Genomic DNA, 24243 nt, shown 5'->3' with positions numbered 1-24243 from the left:
GGAAAGGATCGTAAATTATTTTCGAAAAAAATTTCATTAGAGTTTAAATATATCTTGATTTATAGTATAATAGAATAGCTACAATAACAATTAGGAGTATTGATATGAAAAAATATTTAAAATATATGATATTGGCAGTGTTGGCATTATGTGTATACAAAGCTATCGATAAGGCTTTGGATAGGATGTATTTGGGTCAATATACAATTAATGATTATACAGATGATACTAGATTTACGACTGTAAATAAGGTTATAGACAAGAGATTTAAAAAATCAGATGTTGCGATTCTAATAAATACTGAATATATTGATCAGGTTGTTTCCACTGCACCATATGCTTATGGCAAGAATATTCCTGTATTTTATACTGAAAAACAGAAGGTATTAAAGCCTGTTTATGATAAAATGGAAGAGCTTGGTGTAAAAAAAGTGATTCTTGTAGGTGGTGTAAATTCTTTATCAGAGTCAGTGGAGAGAAGTCTTGAAAGAAATGGTTATAAATTTGAACGGATAAATGAATCAAGAGGTATAAATTTCTCAATAAAAGTTGCAGAGCTGATGATGAATGACAATAAAATCAGTGAGATTGCTGTAGTTACTAATGATGAGTTTGATCTTCCGAATGCAATTTCGTTTTCGCCATATTCTCAGAAAAACAAAATACCTATACTAGTTACGTCAAATACTCAAAATGACTATTTAAAAATAAGAAAACTAATCAGGAATAATAATATAAAAAAAATATATTTAATTGGAAATAAGGGATACTTAAATTCAAATTTTGATAGGTTGGCAAATGTAAATATTCAGAAAATAGAAGGTAAAGACAGATACGATTTTAATAAGAAGCTGATTAAGACTATTTATGGAAAAAGCGATAATGGAAATGTTTATATATCAAAAGGTGGAGAACTGTTGCACAAACGTCATATCGGTTCGGGACAGTTGATAAATGCGATTGCAATTTCTCCATTGGCTGCGGATAATGACTCACCATTATTGTTTATAGAAAATAATTATTTTGAAAACCAAGAAAGCAAAATAGTAGAAAAGAATGGGTACAAAATATTGAATCAAGTCGGTTTCAAAATAGAAAGAAGAAATTATTTTAATATCGAAAGAATGAAAAATGCTACGACAGCTGTACTAATCTTGATTTCGATAATGATGGCCGTGAGAGTTTCACGTAATAATTATGATGAAGATAATGAAAAAGTATTTTAGAAAAATATTTAGGTGTAAAATTGAAGGGAGAAAATTATGTCTTTTTGCGAGTATTCGGGAGAAGATCCGATATTAAAAGAATATATTGAAAAAATAGACTATAGTATCGTTAGAAAAGGTATGGTATTCGATTTATATCAGAGATTTTTTGATATACTGTTGTCTTTCGTTGGATTGCTTATTGGTGTACCAATAATACTGTTTTTTGGTATGTTGATAAAAATAGAGGATAGAGGTCCGATTTTGTATAAACAGGAAAGATTGGGTAAATATGGGCGAGAATTTTATGTTTACAAGCTGAGGTCTATGAGAACTGATGCCGAAAAATTTGGGGCACAATGGGCGGAAAAAGATGACCCGAGAATAACTAAAGTCGGTAGGTTTATCAGAAAAACAAGAATTGATGAAATTCCTCAGCTTATAAACATTTTAAAAGGGGATATGGGTATCATAGGTCCAAGACCTGAGAGATCTGTTTTTACTAAGGAATTTGAAGAAGCGTTTCCTAATTTTGTTTATAGGTTAGCTATTAAGCCAGGATTGACTGGATGGGCTCAGGTTAATGGTGGATACGAAATTGGTCCGGGTGAAAAATTGGAATATGATTTATATTATATAAAAAATAGAAGTGTTATGTTAGATATTAAAATTGTACTGATGACGGCAAAAGTAATTTTTACTGGAGATGGTGCAAGATAGAAGGGGATTTTCGATGTGTAAAGATTTTATTGATGGACTTGTTTCTGTTATAGTTCCTGTTTATAATGCCGAACGATATATTAGAGAGACTCTTGACAGTATAATTGGACAGACTTATAAAAATATTGAAGTAATATGTGTTGATGATATGTCAAATGATTCATCAAGAGAAATAATAAAGGAATATGAATCAAAATATTCCAATATAAAATCTATTTTGCTGTCAGAAAATGCAGGGGTTGCAAACGCGAGAAATGTAGGTATTGAAAATGCTAGAGGGAGATATATTGCTTTTTTAGATAGCGACGATCTTTGGCTTCAAGACAAAATTGATAAGCAAATTGATTTTATGATAAAAAATGGGTATTGTTTTACATTTACAGGATACAGATTTATTGATTCAGAAAGTCAAAAATTAAATACGATTGTTCATGCAAAATCAGAGCTGGCTTATGAAGATATGCTTAGACACAATGCTATTTCATGTCTTACGGTGGTTATCGATAGGTACATTGTAAAAGAAATCCGTATGAAAAAAATTCATCATGAAGATTATGTGGCCTGGCTTGATATATTAAAGCAAGGACATAAAGCACATGGCTTAGATGAATTGTTGGCTTTATATAGAACAAGACGAGGTTCGCTTTCTGGAAATAAGCTTAGGGCAGCTTGTTGGACTTGGAATATACTTAGGAATGAGGAAAAATTAGGCTTTATCAAGGCATTGTATTATTTTAGTAATTATGCAGTGATAAATGTTTACAAGCATTTCCTATCTAAGTGACAATATTAAAGGGAGAAGATAAATGAAAATAAGTTTATTAATAGGAACATATGGAACTAGGATTAAAGAGATGGAGGTTCTATTCGATAGTATAGAAAGACAAACTCATAAAGATTTTGAGGTTATAGTAGGATCTCAAACCAATCATGCTGAAGTTAAACAATTATTGAGCAAATACAGCTTTGCTCATAAACACATTGTTGCCGAGGGTACTGGATGTTCAAAGAGTAGAAATGCTACAATGGAGTATTGTACTGGCGATATATACACATTTACTGATGACGATTGTTGGTACACAGATACGGCATTGGAGGAAGTCAATTCTCACTTTGAAAAGTACAATCCTGATGTAGCGATTTTTCAGAATTTTGATCCCGTGACAAAAAAATCCACAGCCAATTATCCCCAAAATGAGATTCTCGGAATATCGAGAATGCAGACACTAAAGCAAATAACTTTTGATATGTGGTTTAACTCTAGCAGCATTGATCCGCATACAAATAGATTTGACGAAAGATTTGGTATTGGGACAAAGTATAATTCTGGAGAAGAAAATGTGTTTATTATGGATGCGTATAACAATGGAAAACGAAAAATGTATTACTTTCCAATAATAGTTGCTTACCACCCATACAAAAAAGTGAATTATATAGATGAAAATTCTATGATAGGCAAAGGTCCTTTGTTCAAGCGACTTTTTGGCGGATTTTTTGGATTTATATTGTTTATTGCTTTTTGTATCAAAAAGAGAAGTGAAATAAAATTAAACAATGATGGCAAGTATACTTCTATTGTGATAAAGGCAGTAAAGGAGCAGTTCAATTTTAAATTATAAGAGGTAAAAAATGGGTTATTTAGAAAAAATTTCTCGCTTGTCAAGGCAGGCGGTAGAAATGACCAAGTATAGAAAAATTGCAGAAAAATATAAGGGTGAAGATAAGTATAAAGATATGTGGCTAATCTCTGAAAGAGGTATTGAGGCAAAAGACAATGGATATGTTTTTTTTAAATACCTTAGAGAAAATCATCCGGAAATTAACGCATGGTTTCTTATTGATTCATCGCATAAAAAAGATTATGATAAAGTGAAGGATCTTGGTAATATTATAGAATACGGAAGTCTAGAACACAAGATTGCATTCTTTTTAAGCGATGTACTTATTTCTAGTCATACAGGTTTTTTAGAGCCTTGGAATTATAAATTATACAAGCTTATTTTTGATAGGGATAACAAGAAAAAATTTGTATTTCTCCAGCATGGTGTGATTTTATCAGATTTGAGTAAGTATTATAATTCATCAAATAAAATTGATTTGTTCATTACGACTACAAGGGCGGAGTATGAATCAATTTGTCAAAAAAATTATGGATTTGACAAGGGTGTTGTCGTTCAAACCGGACTTGCTAGATATGACAATTTGAATGAATTCAAATTGAAGAAACAGATATTATTGATGCCTTCATGGAGAATGAATATAATAAATCCATCCTATAAGAAAAAAGGTAAGGGCAGTGATGCTGTTTTTTCAAATTCCGATTACTTTAAGGCATTGAATTCCTTAATAAACAATAGTAAGCTAATAGATCTGCTTGAATCAAATGGGGTTGATATGATATTTTATCCACATTTCGAGATGCAACCATATAATCATTTATATGATATTAATAGCGATAGAATTGTCATAGCAGATAGGGAGGAATATGATGTTCAGACCTTGTTAAAAGAATCCTTGATGATGATAACGGATATTTCTTCTGTAGCGTTTGATTTTGCATATATGAAAAAGCCACTAGTTTATTATCAAAAGGTTCCTGATGATAAATACAACCAGGGATATTTTGATTACATTGAGGATGGTTTTGGAGAGGTAATATTAGATGAAAAAAATTTGATAGATATTATTGAGTCATATTTTAGTAATGGCTTTGAAATGAAAGATAAATATGTAAAAAGAGTAGATAGAAGCTTCAATATAAGAGATAATAATAATTCTCAGAGAATTTTTAACGCTATTATCGATTTGATTGGTTAGATTGTTTACATTTTTACAGATAAGGTTAAGAGGAAAGATTGATGAAAATTAATAAGTGGAAAAATTTTTTAGGAGTGTTGTTAGTGTTTCTGGCTGCATTCAAGTATTATTCGGTTATTTTCGATTATGCTAATCTTAATAAATATTGTATGCTGTTGTCATTATTATTATCGACACTTCTGATATTGATAAATTATAAGAAGTACAATTTAATACATTTGGGATTTTTTGTGATACTTTCAATACAGTTTGTCATGTCGAAAAATATCACATTGCTGTATTCATATTATTTATGCTTGGGTTTATTTGCATTGGATTTTAGATATCTGATCAAATGGTTTGTGATATTTAATGCAGTATTTTTCTCAATCTTCTTGATTACAAACCTTATTGGTATAAATCCAACTGAGTATATTGAGGGTAGAAATGATTTCGGCTTTGGTAATCCGAACGCAGCGTTTATAAGCATGTTTATGCTGTGGTCATCATTTTTTTATTTAATCTACGACAGCAAAAAGAATATTGATTTTATTTTGATGCTATTGATGGTTGCACTTATCTATTCTCAAACCGTTACTAGAACAGGTCTATTGACTGCAGTAGGAACGATTTTTGCGTATATTATATTAAAAAATATAGATATTCAGAAGAAAGTTTATAAAATATTGATAGGTGTGTTTCCTTTATTTATGACTTTCTTGAGTTTGATAATAGCATTATTTATGAGCAATAATTACCTAATAAACAAAATTCTGTCTCACAGACCAGTATATTGGAGAACATATTTGATGCATCCTACAAAAGGCGTTAATCTTTTCGGATATGTTTCAAATATTAGAGAGATTCTTTTCACACAGAGAATGCCTTTGGATAGTGGATATATATGGTCATTATACAGTCAAGGCTTGGTAGTATTTGTAATGCTGATTGTGTTTTATTCATTTACAATGTATATATTGTGTAAAGAAAATAAAAAAGCAGAAATATTGTTTATGACTAGTGTATTGATATACTGTTTTGCTGAAAGTATAATGTTGGAAGTATCAACTAATATGAGCTTGGTATTGGTTGTCTATGGAATATATAGAATGAATAAGTTTAATATTTGGGAGGCTTTAGAAGATAGAATATTAAAAAAGAGGAAAAGCAAAGCAATTGACAAAGTAGACAGATAAGAGAGCTCTTGACAAGAGCTTGATATATTTGGTCAATTGAATGATGCTGAATTGAAGTGTTTGGAATGGGAAGTTAGAGTATCGTTTAAGAAGTTATCGGGGAGAAGAATTATGAAAGACGGATTAGTATCGATAATTACTCCAGTATACAATGCTGAAGAATTTATTGTACAAACAATTGAATCTGTTCAAGCTCAGACCTATAGTGATTGGGAGTTGTTGTTGATAGATGATTGCTCTACCGATTCATCTGCTGAGTTAATAAAATCATTTACAGATAATGACAATAGAATAAGATATGTAAAGCTTAATAAGAATTCTGGTGCCGCTGTAACGAGAAATACTGGGTTGGCTATGGCTAAAGGTAGATATATTGCTTTTTTAGATAGTGATGATATTTGGAAAGCTCAAAAGCTTGAGAAGCAAATGGAATTAATCAAAGAGAAAGATATCGGATTTGTGTTTACTTCCTATAGATATGTTATGCAGGATGGCAGTCCTATGTCGAAAGTTGCGAGAGCGCCTGAGAAAATCGACTACAATGGGCTTTTGAAGAACACGATTATTGGTTGCTCAACAGTATTGATTGACAAAAAACTAATCGGTGACTTCAGGATGGCAAATGTAAGGCGTGGTCAAGATACGGCTACATGGTTGCAATTGTTGAAAAAAGCTGACTATGCATATGGAATATATGATGATTTAGTTTGGTATAGAGTTGTTAGTGGATCTCTTTCTGATAACAAGTTTACAGCGATAAAGAGAACTTGGAATACTTATCGTAATGTAGAGCATTTAAGCTTGCCAAAAGCAATGTATGTATTTATTTTCTATGCTTATAATGCTGTTAAAAAGAGATTAATTAGAGATAAAGACGAAATAGACAGGAGTAGATAATGTGAAAATTGTAGTTGCTGGTACTGGTTATGTTGGCTTGGTGACAGGTGTTTGCTTAGCAGAGAAGGGTGGACATCATATCGTTTGCGTGGATGTAAATTCAGAAAAAATATCTATGTTGAAAAATGGTATATCACCAATATATGAAAATGGATTGGAAGAATTAATAAAAAAGAATAACGATTTAAATAGAATTGAATTTACTTCTGATTTTGAATCGGCATATGGTGATGCAGATGCTGTATTTATTGCGGTTGGTACTCCAGAGAGAAGTGATGGCTCCGCTAATCTAGATTATTTAAAGTTGGCTGCGAAGACTATTGCAGAAAATGCTAAAAAAGATATATTAGTGATAATTAAGTCGACGGTACCGATAGGAACCAATGAGCAAATTGAAAAATATGTTAATAAACATAAAAGAGAAAACATTAGAATTGAAGTTGCGTCAAATCCAGAATTTTTAGCTCAGGGTTCGGCGGTAAGGGATACATTTGAAGCTACCAGAATTGTAATTGGAGCTGAAAGTGAATGGGCTAGAGATATTTTGCTGGATATATACAAAAACTTCGATAATCATAAATTGGTTACCAACAGAAATTCAGCTGAGATGATAAAATATGCTTCAAATGATTTTCTGGCTCTGAAAATTTCGTATATGAATGATATAGCAAATTTATGTGAAATTGTTGGGGCAGATATTGAAGAGGTGGCTTTGGGCATGAGCTTTGACAACCGGATAGGTAGTAATTTTCTTAATGCTGGAATTGGATATGGTGGATCATGCTTTCCAAAAGATACAAAGGCTCTTCATTGGTTGTCAAATTCTAATGGATATGAATTAAAGACGATAAAGGCGGCAATAGAAGTAAATGAAATACAAAAGCTGAAATTGGCAAAAAAATCATCTGATTTTGTAGAATCGTTTAATAGCTTAAAGGTCGCGATTCTTGGATTGACATACAAGCCAGGTACCGATGACCTTAGAGAGGCACCCTCTATTGTAAATATAAGATATTTACTTGAAAGAGGAGCAGAGGTAGTAGCCTTTGATCCTGTCGGTATCAATAATGCAAAGAAAATATTTGGTGATACTATAACATATGTAAACGACATTGATTCTGCAATTTCGAAGGCTGAAATGTGTTTTATTATGACAGAGTGGGAGGTTATAAAAAACTATGATGTATCAAATTATAAAAGATTGATGAAAAGACCTCTTGTTTTTGATGGAAGAAACTGCTATAAAATAAGTGAAATGAAGGATAATGGTATAGAGTATTATTCTATAGGAAGGTAGTGTTTTGATGAAGAAAATATGTTATTTGGCAGATGCTTCAAATCCTCATGTAAAAAAGTATTGCAATTTTTTTCTTAAAAAAGGATATGATATTTCAGTAATATCTCTTAATGGTGGAGAAATAGATGGTGTAAAGGTATATGACTTCAATGCAAATGTGGGTGAATTAAGGAATAAAGGTATTTTTAAAAAATTTGGATATTTAAATAACATCGGCGAGATAAAAGGATTAATCAATACTATTAAGCCAGATATTTTTCATGCACAGTATGCGAGTAGTTATGGTTTTTTGGGAAGTTTAATAGGATACAAGCCATTTATCATTTCGGTTTGGGGAACAGATATCTATGATTTTCCGAGAAACGGAATCATTCAAAAATTAATAATAAAGCATAATTTTAGAAAAGCTGACTACATATTTTCAAATAGTGTCGATATGGCTAGAGAAGCAAATTTATATACTGATAAAAGAGTTGATATAACATACTTTGGTGTGGATATGGAAAGGTTTATTCCTTTAGAAAATTCAAAGGATGAAAAATTCTTTACATTTGGTATAGTTAAAAGCTTGGAAAAAAAGTACGGGATAAAGTATTTGATTGAAGCTTATGAAATGCTATACAAAAAGTATGATGGCGAAAAAGATGGAAAAAGACTACGACTTTTGATTGGTGGAAATGGTCAAGAGAGAGAGGCACTTGAAATTCAAGCTAAAAATTCCGATGTGAACGACTCTATAACTTTTTTGGGTAGGGTGCAGCCGATAGATATAGTTAGAACATACAATAGCTGTGATGTCTGTGTATTTCCTTCCCTGAGAGAGGGCTTTGGAGTATCGGCTATTGAAGCTCAGGCTTGTGAAACTCCTGTAATTATCACGAATGTTGGAGGTCATCCCGAGTCTGTTGATGCTGGAAAAACTGGAATAATAGTTGAGCCAAAATCTAGTGATGAGCTTTTTAGGGCAATGGAAAAATTGATGCTTGATGGCAAAATGAGAATTGATATGGGAAAATCTGGAAGAGTATTTGTTAGAGATCATTATAGATTTGAAGACAATTTCGAGGATATATCGAAAATTTATGCTGATATACTTGAAAAGTATCCGATTAATAAGTAAACTATAAATAAGTAAGAACTTTGTATTGCATTTTAATTTTTCCGAATTAAGTGGCTTACAAAGTTTTTTTAGTAAAGGTTTATTTATGGAAATTAAATAATAATTGAATAAGATTGTTATAGATGGAGAGATAATATGACTAAAAGTTATGGTATTATAAGGGTAATGATTATTGGTGCAGGTGAGGCAGCACAAATGGTCATTAATGAAATAAACAGGAACCTATCTATGTTAAATAGGGTTGTCGTAGCAATAATAGATGATGCTGTAGAGCTTGTTGGTGAAAAAATATGTGGACATGAGGTTCTTGGAAATACAAATGAAATAAAACAAATTTGTGAAAAGCTGGAAGTGGATGAAATAATTTTTTCTATCGCAAATATATCTATTTCTAGAAAAAAAGAGATTTTGGATATTTGTAGAACTACAGGCTGCCACACAAGGACAATTCCGAGTATCTCAGAGATTATTAACGGAAGGGTGAATTTTAAGGCTATAAGAGATGTAGATATTGAAGATTTATTGGGTAGAGATCCGGTTTTTTTTGATATGGAAAAAATAAAATTATACTTGAATGAAAAAACAATATTGGTTACTGGTGGAGGAGGAACGATTGGATCAGAATTGTGTAGACAAATATCCAGCTACGGACCAAAGAAAATGATAATTTTGGATAACTACGAGAATAATGCTTATAATATACAGCAAGAATTGAAGATGAAGTATGGAGAACGCTTGGATCTTGATGTTATAATTGCAAATATTAGAGAATACAATAGATTGGACAAAATATTCGACAGGTATAGACCTGACATTGTTTTTCATGCAGCCGCACATAAACATGTTCCGTTGATGGAAACAAACAAGACAGAGGCAATAAAAAACAATGTTTTTGGGACTTTAAATCTTGTGAGGTTGGCAGATGAATATGAAATTCAAAAGTTTGTTCTGATTTCCAGTGATAAAGCTGTCAATCCAACAAATTTGATGGGGGCAACTAAAAGGCTGTGTGAGATAATCATCCAGATATACAATACAATCAGCAACACTGAGTTTGTTGCAGTGAGGTTTGGAAATGTATTGGGAAGCAGTGGCTCGGTTGTTCCGCTATTTAAAAAACAAATAGCTGCTGGTGGACCAGTAACTGTTACTCATAAGGATATAATAAGGTATTTTATGACGATACCAGAAGCTGTAACACTTGTTATGCAAGCCGGTGCGATGGCACATGGTGGAGAAATATTTGTCTTGGATATGGGAGATCCAGTGAGAATAGATGACCTTGCGAGAAATTTGATAAGATTGAGTGGATTTGAGCCAGACAAAGATATTGAGATAGTGTATACAGGCTTGAGATTGGGCGAAAAGCTTTTTGAGGAATTATTAATGGCAGAAGAAGGTCTTGGTAAAACAGAGCATAATAAAATATTTATAGGGAGCCCACAGTCATTTGATAGTGAGGATGTATTTTCATTGATAGATAGATTAAAGCAAGTCGTAAAAAACGAAGAAGATGAGAAGGTAGATGAATTGATGAGGCTATTGGTTGATACATATGTGAAACCAGAGTATGTCAATAATATATAGAGGTGTAAAATGTCGAAAACTGCAAAAGCAACCTTCTTTTTGATGGTTGTTACTATTCTTTCAAAAATTATAGGATTGGCAAGAGACAGTGTCCTAGCATCTGCATATGGTACAGGGATGTATGTTGCTGTGTATAACACTGCTAATAAAATTCCAGTAGTACTGTTTGCCGTAATTGGCTCGGCATTGGCTACCAGCCTAATTCCGTTATACAATAAACTTTCAAATGAAGATTCTGAGGAAAGGGCGCTATCCTTCTTAAATTCAGTTATCAATATTGTGGTTATTGCATGTCTAGTAATTTCTGTGGGAGGTATATTGGCTGCTGGTCCACTAGTAAAGATTTTTGCTGTGGGCTATGAAGGTGAAGCTTTTAGGCTGTGCGTTCAGGTTACAAGGATATTGCTACCGACAATTATTTTTGTGGGATTGGCAAATATTTTTACTGCCTATCTTCAGATAAAAAAGAGGTTTGTAATACCAGGGTTAATAGGATTTCCTTATAGCATAATAATAATTATATCAATACTTTTAAGTACGAGAACTAATTTTTATGTACTAATCTTTGGAGCATTTATCGCAATTGCTTCAAAGACCATATTTCAGATTCCGTTTATTTACAAGGAGGGATATAAATATTCGAGAAAAATAGATTTGCACGATCAGGTTATGAAGGATATGATGATATTGGTCATACCTGTTATAATAGGTGTTGGTGCAAATCAGATAAACTCTGTTGTTGATGAATCTCTGGCGTCTCTCTTGGGGACAAGCATTGTGGCGTCATTTGGGTATGCCAGAAGACTCTATGAATTTGTTCAAGCGTTGTTCATCACTTCTATATTGTCAGTTGTGTATCCGAAGTTTTCACGTTTAGTCGTGAGTGACAAAATAGATAGATTTGTAGATAGTATGATTCAGACGATGAATGTGATAATAATAGTATTAGTTCCTATAGTGATAGGCTGTGGAGTTCTTGCTAAACCTATAGTTGAAGCTTTATTTCAACGAAATGCGTTTACTGCAGAGGATACTATAATTACTGCGAATATACTCATTATTTATGTGACAGGTGTTTTAGCATTTGCGTTGAGAGACGTTATGTCAAGAGGTTTCTATTCTCTTGAGGATAGCAAAACTCCGATGACAAATGGTGTAATTGCGATAATTTTCAATGTTGGATTGAATCTTATATTTATAAAACCACTTGGATATAAAGGGCTTGCTTTGGCAACATCCATATCGGCGTATATAGGTCTTTTCTTGTTCTTTAGAAGCATGAACAAGAAAGTTAATTACTTCAGTCCTAAAAAAAATATTATCGTTTTTACAAAATGCTTTATATCTGCAGCTGTGATGGGTATTGTGGTAAGATTTATTTTCAATATGATGACTCCACATCTTAATCAAGGGTTGATATTTAAGGCAGCAAATCTTGGTATTTCTGTGATGCTGGGGGCATTGGTATATGCCATAATAATGTATTTTATGAAAGTAGAAGAGTATAATATTTTGGTTAATCTATTTACAAGGGGAATTAAAGGAAGAATAAAAAGATTACAAAAAAATATTAAAAAGTAACAAAAAATAACAAAAATTTATATAAAGGTTACAATTTGTAAATTTTTACCTTGCAAATTGTAACCTTTTATGTTAGAATTGTATTAGTGATGATGCAAAGGAGGTAGACATGCAGTATAAAAAACGGAATAAGAAGGTAATTGCTTTGGCTTTGGCTGGGTTTATTCTAACATCTAGTATTGGAACAGAAATATCTTTTGCAAATACTATTGAACAAACAGAAAGTATAAGTGCTGAAGAGCAAGAATCTGCAAGTTCACAAAATCAAGACAATACTACAGATAGTAGTGATGGTTACACGAATGAAAATGGCGAATTTGCTACGAGTGAAGATGTTTCTGGACAAAATGAAGCTCAACAACAAAACAGTGGAGCTGAAGAAAGTGCTACACTTGATGGTTACGAAGTAAATGTTGAGGGAAAAGCTATAAAAACAGCTGCCCAAAAACTGAATGGATTTGTGAAGGATGGAAACAAATGGCGTTTCTATGTTAATAATGTCCAGGTTAAGGGATGGGTAGATTATAAAGGAATAAAATACTATATTATAAATACATATGCCCTTCCACAAAATATGTGGAGAAATATTAAAGGCTATAAGTACTACTTTAATAAAGATGGTGTTATGATTAAAAATCAAAAGATATTAATAGATGGTAAAGAATATCAGTTTGATGGCAATGGTCATTTAATAAATAATAACAACTCTGTTAAGGTTGGAGTTGTTTCGACTCAGCAGCAAGAGGAGTATAAAAGGGGAGAACAAATTCTTATCGATTCTGTGAATAATGGTAAGAATTTTGTCAAGAATGGATTGTTTAGTGAAGAAGGAAAGTGGTATAAATATGAAAATGGCAATAGAACTAGAGGCTGGTTTAAAGACGGAAATAAAACATATTTCTTTTTAAACACACTTAATAGAGCTGAAAATATATGGAGAGCAATAAATGGAAAGAAATACTATTTTGAGGCCGATGGTACTATGGTTGCCAACAAGATTAGATATATCGATGGAAAAACATACTTTTTTAATGCAGATGGATCTCTAAATACGAATATAAAAACTACGCTTATTCAAAAAGACGTTGATGTAAGGCGTGAATCTAATAACTCTTCAGCAGTAGTTGGAAGATTCATTAAAGGTAACGGAGTAAGAATACTTGAGGAAAATGGTAGCTTTGCAAAAGTACAAAGTGCTGATGGTACAATTTCAGGTTGGATTCCTAACACATCATATATTAGTGAATCTGAGAAGAAGATTAATAATGTAATTGCAGTTGCGAAATCAAAACTTGGATCTTCATATGTCTGGGGAGCGACTGGTCCAAATTCATTTGACTGTTCTGGATTAATGCTTTATTCTTTTAAAAATGGTGCAAACGTAAATTTGCCAAGAGTATCAAGGCAGCAGGCTACTGTTGGAAAATATGTTTCTAAATCTGAGTTGAAGCCAGGAGATTTGATATTCTGGGGCTCACCAATTCGTCACGTAGGAATGTATTTGGGTAATGGCAAATATATTCATGCGCCGGAGCCAGGTACCTCTGTAAGAATTTCTACTCTTGGATCATACACGACAGCTAGAAGAATAATTCAATAGAGATTAATTTTTTGGAAGGTGAGTTTTTTCTCACCTTTTAATTTATTAATAAAGAAAAAAATGGTATGATTTAATTTTGTGCCTAATAAATAAAAGAAAAAACAAGAATGATATTAATATTATTTTTAAATAAATTATATAGTTAAAAATGCTATTGTTTTAACTACATAAGCGTGATAAAATAGTATTAATGTTATAATAATGTACAATAAAAAAACATATAAAATACAAAATTTGTTTTTTCTTTAGCGTGGCCTCGATTGAGTATACCAAAAATAAAAAATCAATAGGAGGGTAAAATGAAGAAAAGGTTATCTATTGTACTATTTGTATTGACAATTGTTTCAGTACTACTAATTTTGAAACCGTCTTCGTCAAGTGCATCAGAGCAAGAAATGAGGGCAGCTTGGGTTTCTACAGTTTTTAATATCGATTGGCCATCAAAAGGGTCACAAGGTAATGCAGCAAAACAAAAACAGGAGTATATTAATCTCTTAGAAAAATTAAAATCAGCAGGAATTAACACCGTTGTAATTCAGGTTAGACCGGAGTCGGATGCACTATATAGGTCTAGCATAAATCCATGGTCTAGATATCTAACGGGTGTTCAAGGCAAAAATCCTGGTTACGATCCATTACAGTTTGTATTAGACGAATCTCATAAAAGAGGCATAAAGGTACATGCCTGGTTTAATCCATACAGAGCAAGTATTTATGAGGACATTAGCTCTACTGCGAGTAATAACGCTATTAATACTCACAGAGATTGGGTTGTGAAGCACGGAAATAAATGGTATTACGATCCAGGTATTCCGGCAGTGAGAGATTATATAGTAAATACGGTTTCTGAGGTTGTCAGAAATTATAGCATTGATGGAGTTCATTTTGATGATTATTTCTATCCGGCTACAGATTTCAATGATAGTAGATCATTTGCAAAATATGGCTCTGGAAACAAAGAGCAGTGGAGAAGAAGAAATGTAAGTACAATGATTGATCAGGTTCATAGAGCAGTAAAATCAATAAAGCCAAATGTTGATTTTGGTGTCAGCCCAGCAGGTATTTGGAGAAATAGAAGTAATGATTCAAATGGTTCAAATACTTCTGGTGGAGAATCATATGCTAAACATTATGCAGACACTAGATATTGGATAAAAAATAATTTAGTGGATTATGTGGTTCCTCAGGTATATTGGAGAATTGGTCATTCGAAGGCTGACTATGCGACACTTGTAAAGTGGTGGTCAGATCAAGTTAGAGGTACAGGAGTAAAGCTATACATTGGTCAAGGTATTTACAAGCATGGTCAAAATGAATATGGAGGAGAGGATGTTGCAGCTGAAATAAAGCAGCAAATTAATTTAAACAGAAGATATTCTGAAATCAAGGGTAGCATTTATTTCTCAGCAAGAGACATTGCCAATATTGATCAAATATATAATGATTTGAAATCTCTTTATGGATCATATAATGGCAACTTTGGAGCAGGCTCAGATAACAATACATCTTCAGGGACAGGCTCAACAGGTAGATTGCCGTATCAGAATGAGATGATGGGCAATGACAGAGCTGAAACAGCTATTCAAATAAGTAAAAAAAGCTATCCAAATGGAGCTCAAACGGCGATATTGGTAAATGGTAATGACTTGGTAAATGCAGTGGTTTCGAGTCCATTGGCATCACAAAGGAATGCACCGATACTTTTGAGTTTTGCTGGCGGAGTTAGCTTAAATACCGCAAATGAGATAAAACGATTGAAAGTAAGTGAATTGATAGTCATTGGCGATGGCAACTCAATAACACAGCATGATATAAATACAGTTAAAAGAGTAAATTCAAATATAAATATTGACAGGATAAACTCTTCGGATCCAGAGAAAGTATCAAGAATTATTTTTGATAAAATAAGCGAAACAAGAGCTGTGGATTCAGTGTTTATAGCAAGTAAAAATGCTTTACCAGATGCACTTTCTATAGCATCGAAGGCTGGTGTACAGAAAACTCCGATACTAATTTCTTCTAACGACAGTATTTTAGACGAAAATGTTGCTTCTATTAGAGATAATGGAATAAGCAATATATATTTTATCGGCGGACCAAATGTATTATCAGATAATGTAATTGCACAGGTTGGAAATGCGATTGGATTAGATTTATCACAATATAGAATATATGGAGAGGATAGAATAGATACTAATACAAAGGTATTGGAGAAATTTTATGGTAATAAATTTTCGCAAAAAGCTTTCTTAACGAGAAGTGATGCTCCAATTGATGCGATAACAGTAAGTGCTTTTGCACAGAAGTCAGACTCTCCAGTTATTTTAGTTGGTAGATCTGTATCTGATTACCAGAGACAGATTCTCTCAGAAAGAATGGCGAGTTTAGTGTATAGGGTTGGTGGTGGAATTAACTTAAATTCGTATAAAACTATCTATAGCTTACTTGGTGGTGATATGAAGTAGATTATTGTCCCCCCAAGTATATAGCTTGATATTAATTAACATTTTGTTAAATAATATAAAAATCATATTACCTTGGGGGGTGTTTTTCTATGGAAGGACTATTAGAATTAGTCAAAGCCATAAATGGTATTTTATGGGGAAAGGTTTTACTTTTTTTACTTGTAGGTTGTGGTATTTTCTTTACAATTAATCTGAGAGGAATACAGGTAAGAAAATTTGGTAAGGCTTTCAAACAGGCATTTGGAGGTTTTTCTCTAAAAGGTGAAAAAGCTGGTAAGGATGGTATGACCTCTTTTCAATCACTTGCAACTGCTATAGCAGCTCAGGTTGGTACTGGTAATCTTGCTGGTGCTGCAACTGCAATTGTGTCAGGTGGACCAGGTGCAATTTTCTGGATGTGGTTGAGTGCGTTTTTTGGAATGGCAACTATTTTTGCTGAAGCAGTTCTTGCTCAGTTATTTAAAAAAGATGTAAATGGACAGGTTACTGGTGGTCCGGCATATTATTTGAGATATGGTGTGAAGAGTAAATTTTTATCAACACTTTTTGCAGTATCGATAATAATTGCACTTGGGTTTATAGGTAACATGGTACAAGCCAATTCCATAGGTTCGGCTTTCAAATCAGCTTTCAATATTAACCCACTAATTGTAGGAATTGTTTTAGCTGTTATTTCGGGATTTATTTTCATTGGTGGTATTGGAAGAATTGCATCATTTACTGAAAAGCTAGTTCCTGTAATGGCGGCATTTTATATTATTGGTGGTGTTATAATATTAATTGTTATGGGTGGAAAGACAGTTGATGCGATTAGAATGATATTTGTTGGTGCATTTAACCCTTCTGCAGTTCTTGGTGGTGCAGCCGGTGTAGCAGTAAAGGATGCTATTAGATATGGTGTTGCTAGAGGATTATTCTCTAATGAAGCAGGTATGGGCTCTACTCCACATGCTCATGCTGTTGCCAAGGTTGACGATCCTACTCAACAGGGATTAGTTGCCATAGTTGGTGTGTTTATTGATACATTTATAGTTTTGAATATCACTGCATTGGTAATAATTGCCACTGGAGCAGATAGAATAGGAGAAAAGGGAATTACGGTAACTCAAAAGGCATTTGAGGCTGGCTTTGGATCATTTGGATTGATATTTGTTGCAGTTGCATTGCTATTCTTTGCATTCTCAACTATAATAGGCTGGTATTTCTTTGCTGAAGCAAATGTGACATATTTGTTTGGTGAGAAGTCACTTATGCCTTTTAGAGTAATCGTTTTGGTATTTATCATATTGGGTACAGCTCTACAGGTCGATTTAGTATGGGAGCTAGCAGATATGTTCAATGCGATAATGGTTATACCGAATGTTATAGGTTTGGTATACTTATCTAAAAAGGTAAAGGATGCTATGAACAGTGCAGAATCTAAAAAAATAATTTAAAATCTTCTACTAAGTTTATTAGTTTTCAAATAAAAAGCTTGCATATCTATCTGTTTAGATGGATGCTGCAAGCTTTTTAAATGTTTTTTATTTATGTTTTATTTGCCTTGTGTTAGAGAGCAGAAAAGTATTTTGTGATTTAGAGTGTATGAAATCTACATTTAAATACTGGGGTTTTTAGTTTTTGGATTCATCGAATTGTACATCATTAAAGATAAAGCTTTTAAGTATCTTTATTGATTCTGGCTCAAATCTAAGTACCCATCCGTAGCTTCCATAAATTCCGCCAGTTGAATATTTTTCTGATGATACAATTGGAAACTCCATTTGTTTAATTGAGCCAGTACCTATTCTTAACACATCAATACTATACTTTATCATCTTTGTTGTACTCATATTTGTGCTGATATAAGGTGCTGCTGCCTTTATCAAAAATGGGTATTTTAGCTTCGACGTATTTTTAATTTCCTTTAGCAGATTGGAAACAATCATTCTCTGTCTGTTATCTCTACCAAATGCACTGTCATTTTTTCTTATTCTAGCAAAGGAAAGTGCTTGGTATCCATTTAATTTTTGTGAGCCTACCCTTGTTATCAATGTCATTTCCCCCTTATCTGGATTTTCACTCCATTTATAGGTTTCAGGTATGAATTTATTCATCTCTGTCATTTCATCCTCGGTTACGTTAACGGTTACACCACCTATGGCATCAATGATTGATATAAATGATTGGAAGTTGATTAATACAACATCATCTAAATCTATCTCGAAATTAGATTCAATGGTGTCAATTAAAAGTTTTTCCTTGCCATAAGCGTATGCATGAGTCAACTTTGAATAGCCATAGCCAGGAATGTTTACAAACGCATCTCTAGCTAGTGATGTTATCTTGAGACTGTCATTTACATTGTCTATTGTCAGTATCATCATAGAATCTGTTCTTGAAGCATTTTCTCCAGGTCTAGCATCAGATCCTAAAATAAGTATATTTTTTATTCCATCTTTATGGGCATATGAATGCTTTTCCAAAGAGCCTGTGTCGATGTTGCTTGAGTTTATTTTACTTAAATATGAAACTGATAGACCAAATATGGCCAAGGGTGTTGCTAGTAAAACCAGAAGTAATATTATCATTAATTGTTTTAGTCTTTTCATAAAATTGCACCTCTCTAGTTTAATTCTATACCAGTAATATTAAATTAGGCATAACTGACGACGATTTTTAAGAATTTGTTAATATTGATAAAATCATAAAAAAATTGTAAGATTTATTCGTAGCGAAAAAATCTTACAATTTTGTTTTCGTTATTTTATAGAGATATGAGCTTATATTACCGATAATATTTTAGATTTGTGTGTTATCTTAATATCCATATATTATTCTAATATCCATATGATTTATATCTCATATATTCGCTGTTTTCAGGATACTGAGATTTTTTACCAGATGCTTTCCAATTTTCATCAGCATCAAGGAGTTTTTGTTTGTCAAGATTCTTGTTGTTGAAAATAAAGTCATGTAAAAATTTAACTTCATATTGTTCAAATGGTATTACATATCCAGATTCAGGTAATCTGATTTCGTTCTCTGGATGAAGTGGAAATTGCATAGTATTGATATGGAAATTTCCTATAGACAAAACCTCTTTTCCTAGAAGCATTATATCTGATGGACTCATATTTGTTTTTACATATGGCATAACAGCATCAAGAAGCTCTGGATACTTTGTAAAGGATGTGGATTCGACTTTCTTAAGAATTGCCTCAATTAGAACTCTCTGTCTATTATCTCTTTGCATTGTTCCATCATTTTTTCTAATTCTTGCATATGTAAGAGCTTGGTATCCTTTCAAATGTTGTTTTCCAGATTTTGTAATATACTCAATCTTATTTTTATTTTTCTTTTTATCCCATGAATAGGCTTCCTTGATAAACTTATTCATTTCATTAATTTCACTTGGCTGGATGTCGATTTCAACTCCACCAAGAGCATCTACTATATCGATGAACGTGTAAAAATCCACTTTCGCATAATTTTGTATATCAAGCTTAAAATTATTTTCAATAGTTTCAATCAGCAATTTTTCTTCACCATATGCGTATGCATGTGTGAGTTTTTCATAACCATGATTTGGAATACTAACATAAACATCTCTTCCTAGAGAGGTCAATTTTAATGATTTATGCTTTCCATCGACTGTCAAAATCATCATGGAGTCCGATCTAGATATGGTTTCTCCAGGTCTGGCATCAGAGCCTATAAGAAGAATGTTTGTAATGCTATTATCATATTTATAGTCGTTATTTGCCAGTATTGAAAAATCGCCATTTACCTGCATTGTCTTTAGTTTTGAATAAATAATACCAGCAAATGCTATAGGTATTATTACAACTAATATAGCTAAAATAATTACGAATTTTTTTAGCCAAGACATTTTATCACCCTCTTTTCTGTAAAAGTCACTACAATATTATAGTTTATATTTTTCATCAAGTAAATAGAAATATTAAAATTTTATGATTTAAGATGAATAATTTTATCTAGTGTTTACAAGTATGGTATAATATTAGATGAAAAAGAATTAAGGAGGTAATTGATGGTTAGATTAGTTGCAGTTGACATGGATGGAACTTTCTTGGATGATAATAAGAAAAAATCTCCAGAATTTGGAAAAGTTTTGAATGCTTTAAAGGATAGAGGAGTTACATTTTGTGTTGCAAGTGGAAGGCAGATGGCAAGTATAAAAGATGAATTTGCTGGATATGAGGAAGGGATTGTATTCATTTCTGATAATGGAACTGTGATAGATATAGAGGGAACAACCTATTGTATTTCGATGTTTGAAGAAGATCTTTCAAAACAAATATTAAATACTTTAAAAAGTATGCCGGATAAAAAAACTGTGTATTGTGGAGTAGAGTATTCCTATATAGATTCAGATGACGAGTTGTCAATTAGAAATGCGAAGCTATATTTACCAAAACATGCCATTGTAAAGGATTTCTTTGAAATAGATGAGCCTCCTGTGAAGATTTCCGTATACTCTGAAAACGGATACGACAGTGATTTTAAACAGCTTCAGGATAAATTTTCAGATGTGGCTACAATATGTACATCAGGATTTGAATGGTTAGATATAGTACCAAAGGGCTCAAGTAAAGGTGTTGCTTTAAAGAGAGCTCAGGAAATTCTGGGTATACCAAAAGAAGAATGTATGGCATTTGGCGATCAGATGAATGATTTTGATATGTTAAATCAGGTTTATTATAGTTACGCCATGGAGAATGCAGTTGATGAAATAAAGCAAATAAGCAGATATACAGCTCCTTCGAACAATGAATATGGTGTAATTACTGTATTAAAAGAATTTTTTGGTATTGAATGATTTTTATTGGTGCGAGTAAAATGATTAAGTGGTGATATTATGGCGAAAAATACCTATAATGTAAGAAACACCAAGCGAGGTGGTAGAAAAAAGAACAATTCTATTAGAAATAGTAAAAGAAATTCTAGTAGCAATCATATGAATAGAAAGAGTAAAGCTTCAAGAAGATTAAACCTAAAAAAACTGTTTTTTTTGGTTTTGATGGTTTTTGTTCTGATTTTTTGCCTATACAAGGTTACATCAGGCTTTATTGGTAAATTTAGAAGTGATAACAGTACGAAAACAGTTAAGAAATTGAATGCTGAGGAAATTCAAAAGCAAAAGGATAATGTTATTAACATAATGATAGATCCTGCAAAGGGTGGAAATAACGAAGGGCTGTCGACAAAAAAATTAAAGCTTTCAGAAAAAGATATTAATTTGGATATTGCCAGATTAGTAAGTACAAATCTATCAAAATACAAAGATGTTAATGTAATTCTTTCAAGAGAGTATGATGAAGATATGTCTGTCAAGGAAAGAGCTAAAATGGCAAAAAATAATAATATGGATATTATTGTTTCTATTAGGTTGAATGCTCAGGCTAATGGAGATGATGCGAATGGGATTGACACATACTATACAGATCCAAAGGAGAAGCCGTCTATAGTTTCAGATGCAAGTGAAGAAAAAAAGGATGATAGCTCCAGTTCTGATATGACAAAGAAAACAATAACCATAGCAGATGAATCAAAAGTAGAAAAGAGAGAAGAACTTTCAAAGAAATTGGCAATCAAAATTCAAGAAACTACAATTTCATTTGTTAAATTGAGAGATCGTGGTGTGGTAAATCAAAGCTATGATATTCTTAAATACGCTGAAATGCCATCAGTGATTATTCATGCTGGGTTTATTACAAATAAATCAGATTCAGCAATTTTGGAGGATAAGGAAAAATTAAAAGATTTGGCAGATGGAATTAGCACTGGTATATTGAGCTTTATCGACACTAACAGAAAAGAGATAAAGGCAGACAGAATTAATTATAGATAAATTTTGTGTAAAAGCTTGTAATATAGACATTAATTGTAGATGAGGTAAATACGTGGATCATTACAAATCAGGACAGAAATTTTGGGATAGTTTATCCAAAAAAAAATGTAAGGCTGAGGGGATATATTATACTTCTTCTGATATTGTAAATTTTATGATAGATATTACATTTGATACTATTATCAGAAATAAAAAAATTTACAAAGAAAAGGATTTGATTTATTTAAAAATACTTGATATTGCATCTGGTAGTGGTTTTTTCTATTTTGAGGTAATTGATAGATTTCTAAATTTTAGAAAAAATTGGCTTGAGGAGCTTGATGACAATAGATTAAAAGTAAATAAATCGATAAATGAGTATTTCTCTTATGGTAGAGAGCTTAGCATTGAGGATATATTGATAAACATAAAGGATAATGTGTTTGCAATTGAAAAGGATAGAGAATCAGTTGACTTTTCTAGAGATATTTTCAGTAAGAAATATGAAGAGCTTGTAAATTTCTCAAAGGTTGATTTTTCACATAATATTATAGAGGGTGATGCTTTATTCTACAGAGAAGGGAATATATTTGAATCAAGGTTTGACCTTTTGATAGGAAATCCACCTTATGTTGGTAGTAAGGAGATTTCAAACGATTACTCAAAGCTTCTTCGAGAAAATTATGCTGATGTATATAAGGATAAGTCCGATTTATATTATTGCTTTTTTAAAGCTGCAGTGGATTTGCTGAAGATAGGCGGAATATGCACATATATTGTTCCAAGGTATTTTTTTGAAGCAGAATCAGGTAAGTACCTTAGAAAATATTTGAGAAATCATATAAAGATAATTTCAATAGTTGATTTGAGAGATCCAGATGCGTTTTCAAGCAATGTTGGAACATCGAGCTGTATTATTACATTTGAAAAAGTTTCTGATTCGCTTGAAGACAATGCGTTTTCCGATATTCTTATTGAGATACTTTCGATTTCAAGTGTAGATGGTAGAATAAAAAGAGAGCGTGGATTCCTTATGATGAGCGAGGACAACTGGTGTATATTAAATGAACGGGAGATGGAGATTTCAACAAAATTGTCACAAAAAGAACATTATAAGCTAGGAGATATTGTGGATTTTCATCAGGGAATAATAACAGGCTGTGATAGTGCATTTATTTTCGAGTCGAGTTCTGAAGTGATAAAAAATTTGGATGTTGATGTGAAAAAGAGTTGGATAAAGTCGAAGCATATAAAAAAATATGGAGTGGAAAATTCTGAGCTGGTTCTTGTATATAGCAATGATTTGCAGGCGGATGAAATTGATGAGAAATACCTTAAAAAGCTGGAAATCTTCAAAGAAAGATTACTTAATCGCAGGGAAGTAAGGCTTGGAGCTAGAAGATGGTTTGATCTTCAGTGGGGAAGAAATAAGGAATTATTTTGCAAAAGTAAAATTATTTTTCCGTTCAAAAGCAGAGACAATAGATTTGCATTGGACAATGATAATATTTATTTTAGTGCTGATGTTTACTCTATGACGATAAAGAAAGAGCTTGAAGGTGAAATTTCCTATGAATACATATTGGGACTGCTCAATTCAGAGGTTTATGAAATATATCTAAGGTCCTTTTTGAAAAAAATGGGAAAGGGTATTGTAGAGTACTACCCATATTCATTAAATAGAGCCTGTATATTTATCGACGAAAATTATGGAGATATAGAAAAATTGTCAAAAAAAATCTTGAGTACTAGTGATGAAAATGAAAAAAAGCATTTGCAAGAGCGGATTGATGCATTGATTTTTTCTTGTTTGTAAAAAAATATAAAAAATAAAATAATATATGTAGTATTTTACTTAAAAATGGGGTAAAATATATGTAAGATTTTATTGATACGCAGTATTGATGAAATAAATATATTGCGCTTCAATAGCAATAAATGGTTTA

19 protein-coding genes are annotated in these 24243 nt (G+C 32.2%); 17 read left to right on the top strand and 2 right to left on the bottom strand.

What is annotated here, in order from left to right; genetic code table 11:
• Window positions 1–104 precede the first annotated feature (104 nt).
• The 14 genes from BM120_RS00930 to BM120_RS00865 all read left to right on the top strand — a co-directional run bounded on the left by BM120_RS00930 (window position 105) and on the right by BM120_RS00865 (window position 17900).
• Window positions 105–1226 (top strand): cell wall-binding repeat-containing protein, encoded by a 1122-nt coding sequence (locus BM120_RS00930; RefSeq protein WP_091992618.1) that lies wholly within the window; start codon window positions 105–107, stop codon window positions 1224–1226.
• 36 nt (window positions 1227–1262) lie between these two features.
• Complete coding sequence (locus tag BM120_RS00925) at window positions 1263–1925, top strand: sugar transferase (protein ID WP_091992617.1); 663 nt, start codon at window positions 1263–1265, stop codon at window positions 1923–1925.
• Window positions 1926–1938: 13 nt separating this feature from the next.
• Window positions 1939–2709, top strand: coding sequence for a glycosyltransferase family 2 protein (locus BM120_RS00920; RefSeq protein ID WP_091992616.1), 771 nt, complete (start codon window positions 1939–1941; stop codon window positions 2707–2709).
• Window positions 2710–2731: 22 nt separating this feature from the next.
• Window positions 2732–3544, top strand: coding sequence for a glycosyltransferase family 2 protein (locus BM120_RS00915; RefSeq protein ID WP_091992615.1), 813 nt, complete (start codon window positions 2732–2734; stop codon window positions 3542–3544).
• A gap of 10 nt (window positions 3545–3554) precedes the next feature.
• On the top strand, window positions 3555–4742 hold the full coding sequence (locus BM120_RS00910) for a CDP-glycerol glycerophosphotransferase family protein (RefSeq protein ID WP_091992614.1): 1188 nt from the start codon (window positions 3555–3557) through the stop codon (window positions 4740–4742).
• Window positions 4743–4783: 41 nt separating this feature from the next.
• Window positions 4784–5917 (top strand): hypothetical protein, encoded by a 1134-nt coding sequence (locus BM120_RS00905; RefSeq protein ID WP_091992613.1) that lies wholly within the window; start codon window positions 4784–4786, stop codon window positions 5915–5917.
• Between the two features lie 36 nt (window positions 5918–5953).
• Window positions 5954–6814 (top strand): glycosyltransferase family 2 protein, encoded by an 861-nt coding sequence (locus tag BM120_RS00900; protein WP_330389277.1) that lies wholly within the window; start codon window positions 5954–5956, stop codon window positions 6812–6814.
• A gap of 1 nt (window position 6815) precedes the next feature.
• Window positions 6816–8111, top strand: coding sequence for a UDP-glucose dehydrogenase family protein (locus tag BM120_RS00895; RefSeq protein ID WP_091992611.1), 1296 nt, complete (start codon window positions 6816–6818; stop codon window positions 8109–8111).
• A gap of 7 nt (window positions 8112–8118) precedes the next feature.
• Complete coding sequence (locus tag BM120_RS00890) at window positions 8119–9231, top strand: glycosyltransferase (RefSeq protein ID WP_091992610.1); 1113 nt, start codon at window positions 8119–8121, stop codon at window positions 9229–9231.
• A gap of 135 nt (window positions 9232–9366) precedes the next feature.
• On the top strand, window positions 9367–10818 hold the full coding sequence (locus BM120_RS00885) for a polysaccharide biosynthesis protein (RefSeq protein ID WP_091992609.1): 1452 nt from the start codon (window positions 9367–9369) through the stop codon (window positions 10816–10818).
• A 9-nt stretch (window positions 10819–10827) separates the two neighbouring features.
• Window positions 10828–12399, top strand: coding sequence for a murein biosynthesis integral membrane protein MurJ (murJ, locus tag BM120_RS00880; RefSeq protein ID WP_091992608.1), 1572 nt, complete (start codon window positions 10828–10830; stop codon window positions 12397–12399).
• 109 nt (window positions 12400–12508) lie between these two features.
• Entirely contained in the window at window positions 12509–13999 is a 1491-nt protein-coding gene (locus tag BM120_RS00875; RefSeq protein WP_091992607.1) for a C40 family peptidase, read from the top strand.
• 299 nt (window positions 14000–14298) lie between these two features.
• Window positions 14299–16464 (top strand): family 10 glycosylhydrolase, encoded by a 2166-nt coding sequence (locus BM120_RS00870; protein ID WP_091992606.1) that lies wholly within the window; start codon window positions 14299–14301, stop codon window positions 16462–16464.
• 89 nt (window positions 16465–16553) lie between these two features.
• Complete coding sequence (locus BM120_RS00865; RefSeq protein ID WP_091992605.1) at window positions 16554–17900, top strand: alanine/glycine:cation symporter family protein; 1347 nt, start codon at window positions 16554–16556, stop codon at window positions 17898–17900.
• A gap of 177 nt (window positions 17901–18077) precedes the next feature.
• On the opposite strand, the gene BM120_RS00860 is transcribed toward BM120_RS00865, so the two are convergent.
• Window positions 18078–19055, bottom strand: coding sequence for an LCP family protein (locus tag BM120_RS00860; protein ID WP_091992604.1), 978 nt, complete (start codon window positions 19053–19055; stop codon window positions 18078–18080).
• Window positions 19056–19282: 227 nt separating this feature from the next.
• A complete protein-coding gene (locus tag BM120_RS00855; RefSeq protein WP_091992603.1) occupies window positions 19283–20335 on the bottom strand; it encodes an LCP family protein in 1053 nt (350 codons plus the stop codon).
• Window positions 20336–20497: 162 nt separating this feature from the next.
• Between BM120_RS00855 and BM120_RS00850 the strand changes: the two genes are divergently transcribed.
• Genes BM120_RS00850 through BM120_RS00840 form a run of 3 tightly spaced genes read left to right on the top strand, consistent with a single transcriptional unit; the run spans window position 20498 to window position 24113 of the window.
• Entirely contained in the window at window positions 20498–21286 is a 789-nt protein-coding gene (locus BM120_RS00850) for a Cof-type HAD-IIB family hydrolase (protein WP_091992602.1), read from the top strand.
• 39 nt (window positions 21287–21325) lie between these two features.
• On the top strand, window positions 21326–22318 hold the full coding sequence (locus tag BM120_RS00845) for an N-acetylmuramoyl-L-alanine amidase family protein (RefSeq protein ID WP_242941515.1): 993 nt from the start codon (window positions 21326–21328) through the stop codon (window positions 22316–22318).
• A gap of 52 nt (window positions 22319–22370) precedes the next feature.
• The gene (locus tag BM120_RS00840; protein WP_091992601.1) at window positions 22371–24113 is read left to right on the top strand and encodes an Eco57I restriction-modification methylase domain-containing protein; all 1743 of its coding nucleotides are present in this window, start codon (window positions 22371–22373) and stop codon (window positions 24111–24113) included.
• Window positions 24114–24243 lie beyond the last annotated feature (130 nt).

Origin of the sequence: Peptostreptococcus sp. D1 (assembly GCF_900112955.1) — a bacterium.
Classification (GTDB): Bacteria; Bacillota; Clostridia; order Peptostreptococcales; family Peptostreptococcaceae; genus Peptostreptococcus.
This window is presented reverse-complemented; position numbering and strand designations above follow the sequence as displayed.

What these genes read in the sequence shown, in the direction of transcription:
- BM120_RS00920 (WP_091992616.1), top strand. Translation starts at nt 1,939, where the DNA reads ATGTGTAAAGATTTTATTGATGGACTTGTTTCTGTTATAGTTCCTGTT.
- BM120_RS00850 (WP_091992602.1), top strand. Translation starts at nt 20,498, where the DNA reads ATGGTTAGATTAGTTGCAGTTGACATGGATGGAACTTTCTTGGATGAT.
- BM120_RS00860 (WP_091992604.1), bottom strand. Translation starts at nt 19,055, where the DNA reads ATGAAAAGACTAAAACAATTAATGATAATATTACTTCTGGTTTTACTA.
- BM120_RS00870 (WP_091992606.1), top strand. Translation starts at nt 14,299, where the DNA reads ATGAAGAAAAGGTTATCTATTGTACTATTTGTATTGACAATTGTTTCA.
- murJ (WP_091992608.1), top strand. Translation starts at nt 10,828, where the DNA reads ATGTCGAAAACTGCAAAAGCAACCTTCTTTTTGATGGTTGTTACTATT.
- BM120_RS00885 (WP_091992609.1), top strand. Translation starts at nt 9,367, where the DNA reads ATGACTAAAAGTTATGGTATTATAAGGGTAATGATTATTGGTGCAGGT.
- BM120_RS00890 (WP_091992610.1), top strand. Translation starts at nt 8,119, where the DNA reads ATGAAGAAAATATGTTATTTGGCAGATGCTTCAAATCCTCATGTAAAA.
- BM120_RS00905 (WP_091992613.1), top strand. Translation starts at nt 4,784, where the DNA reads ATGAAAATTAATAAGTGGAAAAATTTTTTAGGAGTGTTGTTAGTGTTT.
- BM120_RS00855 (WP_091992603.1), bottom strand. Translation starts at nt 20,335, where the DNA reads ATGTCTTGGCTAAAAAAATTCGTAATTATTTTAGCTATATTAGTTGTA.
- BM120_RS00845 (WP_242941515.1), top strand. Translation starts at nt 21,326, where the DNA reads ATGGCGAAAAATACCTATAATGTAAGAAACACCAAGCGAGGTGGTAGA.
- BM120_RS00875 (WP_091992607.1), top strand. Translation starts at nt 12,509, where the DNA reads ATGCAGTATAAAAAACGGAATAAGAAGGTAATTGCTTTGGCTTTGGCT.
- BM120_RS00925 (WP_091992617.1), top strand. Translation starts at nt 1,263, where the DNA reads ATGTCTTTTTGCGAGTATTCGGGAGAAGATCCGATATTAAAAGAATAT.
- BM120_RS00910 (WP_091992614.1), top strand. Translation starts at nt 3,555, where the DNA reads ATGGGTTATTTAGAAAAAATTTCTCGCTTGTCAAGGCAGGCGGTAGAA.
- BM120_RS00915 (WP_091992615.1), top strand. Translation starts at nt 2,732, where the DNA reads ATGAAAATAAGTTTATTAATAGGAACATATGGAACTAGGATTAAAGAG.
- BM120_RS00865 (WP_091992605.1), top strand. Translation starts at nt 16,554, where the DNA reads ATGGAAGGACTATTAGAATTAGTCAAAGCCATAAATGGTATTTTATGG.
- BM120_RS00930 (WP_091992618.1), top strand. Translation starts at nt 105, where the DNA reads ATGAAAAAATATTTAAAATATATGATATTGGCAGTGTTGGCATTATGT.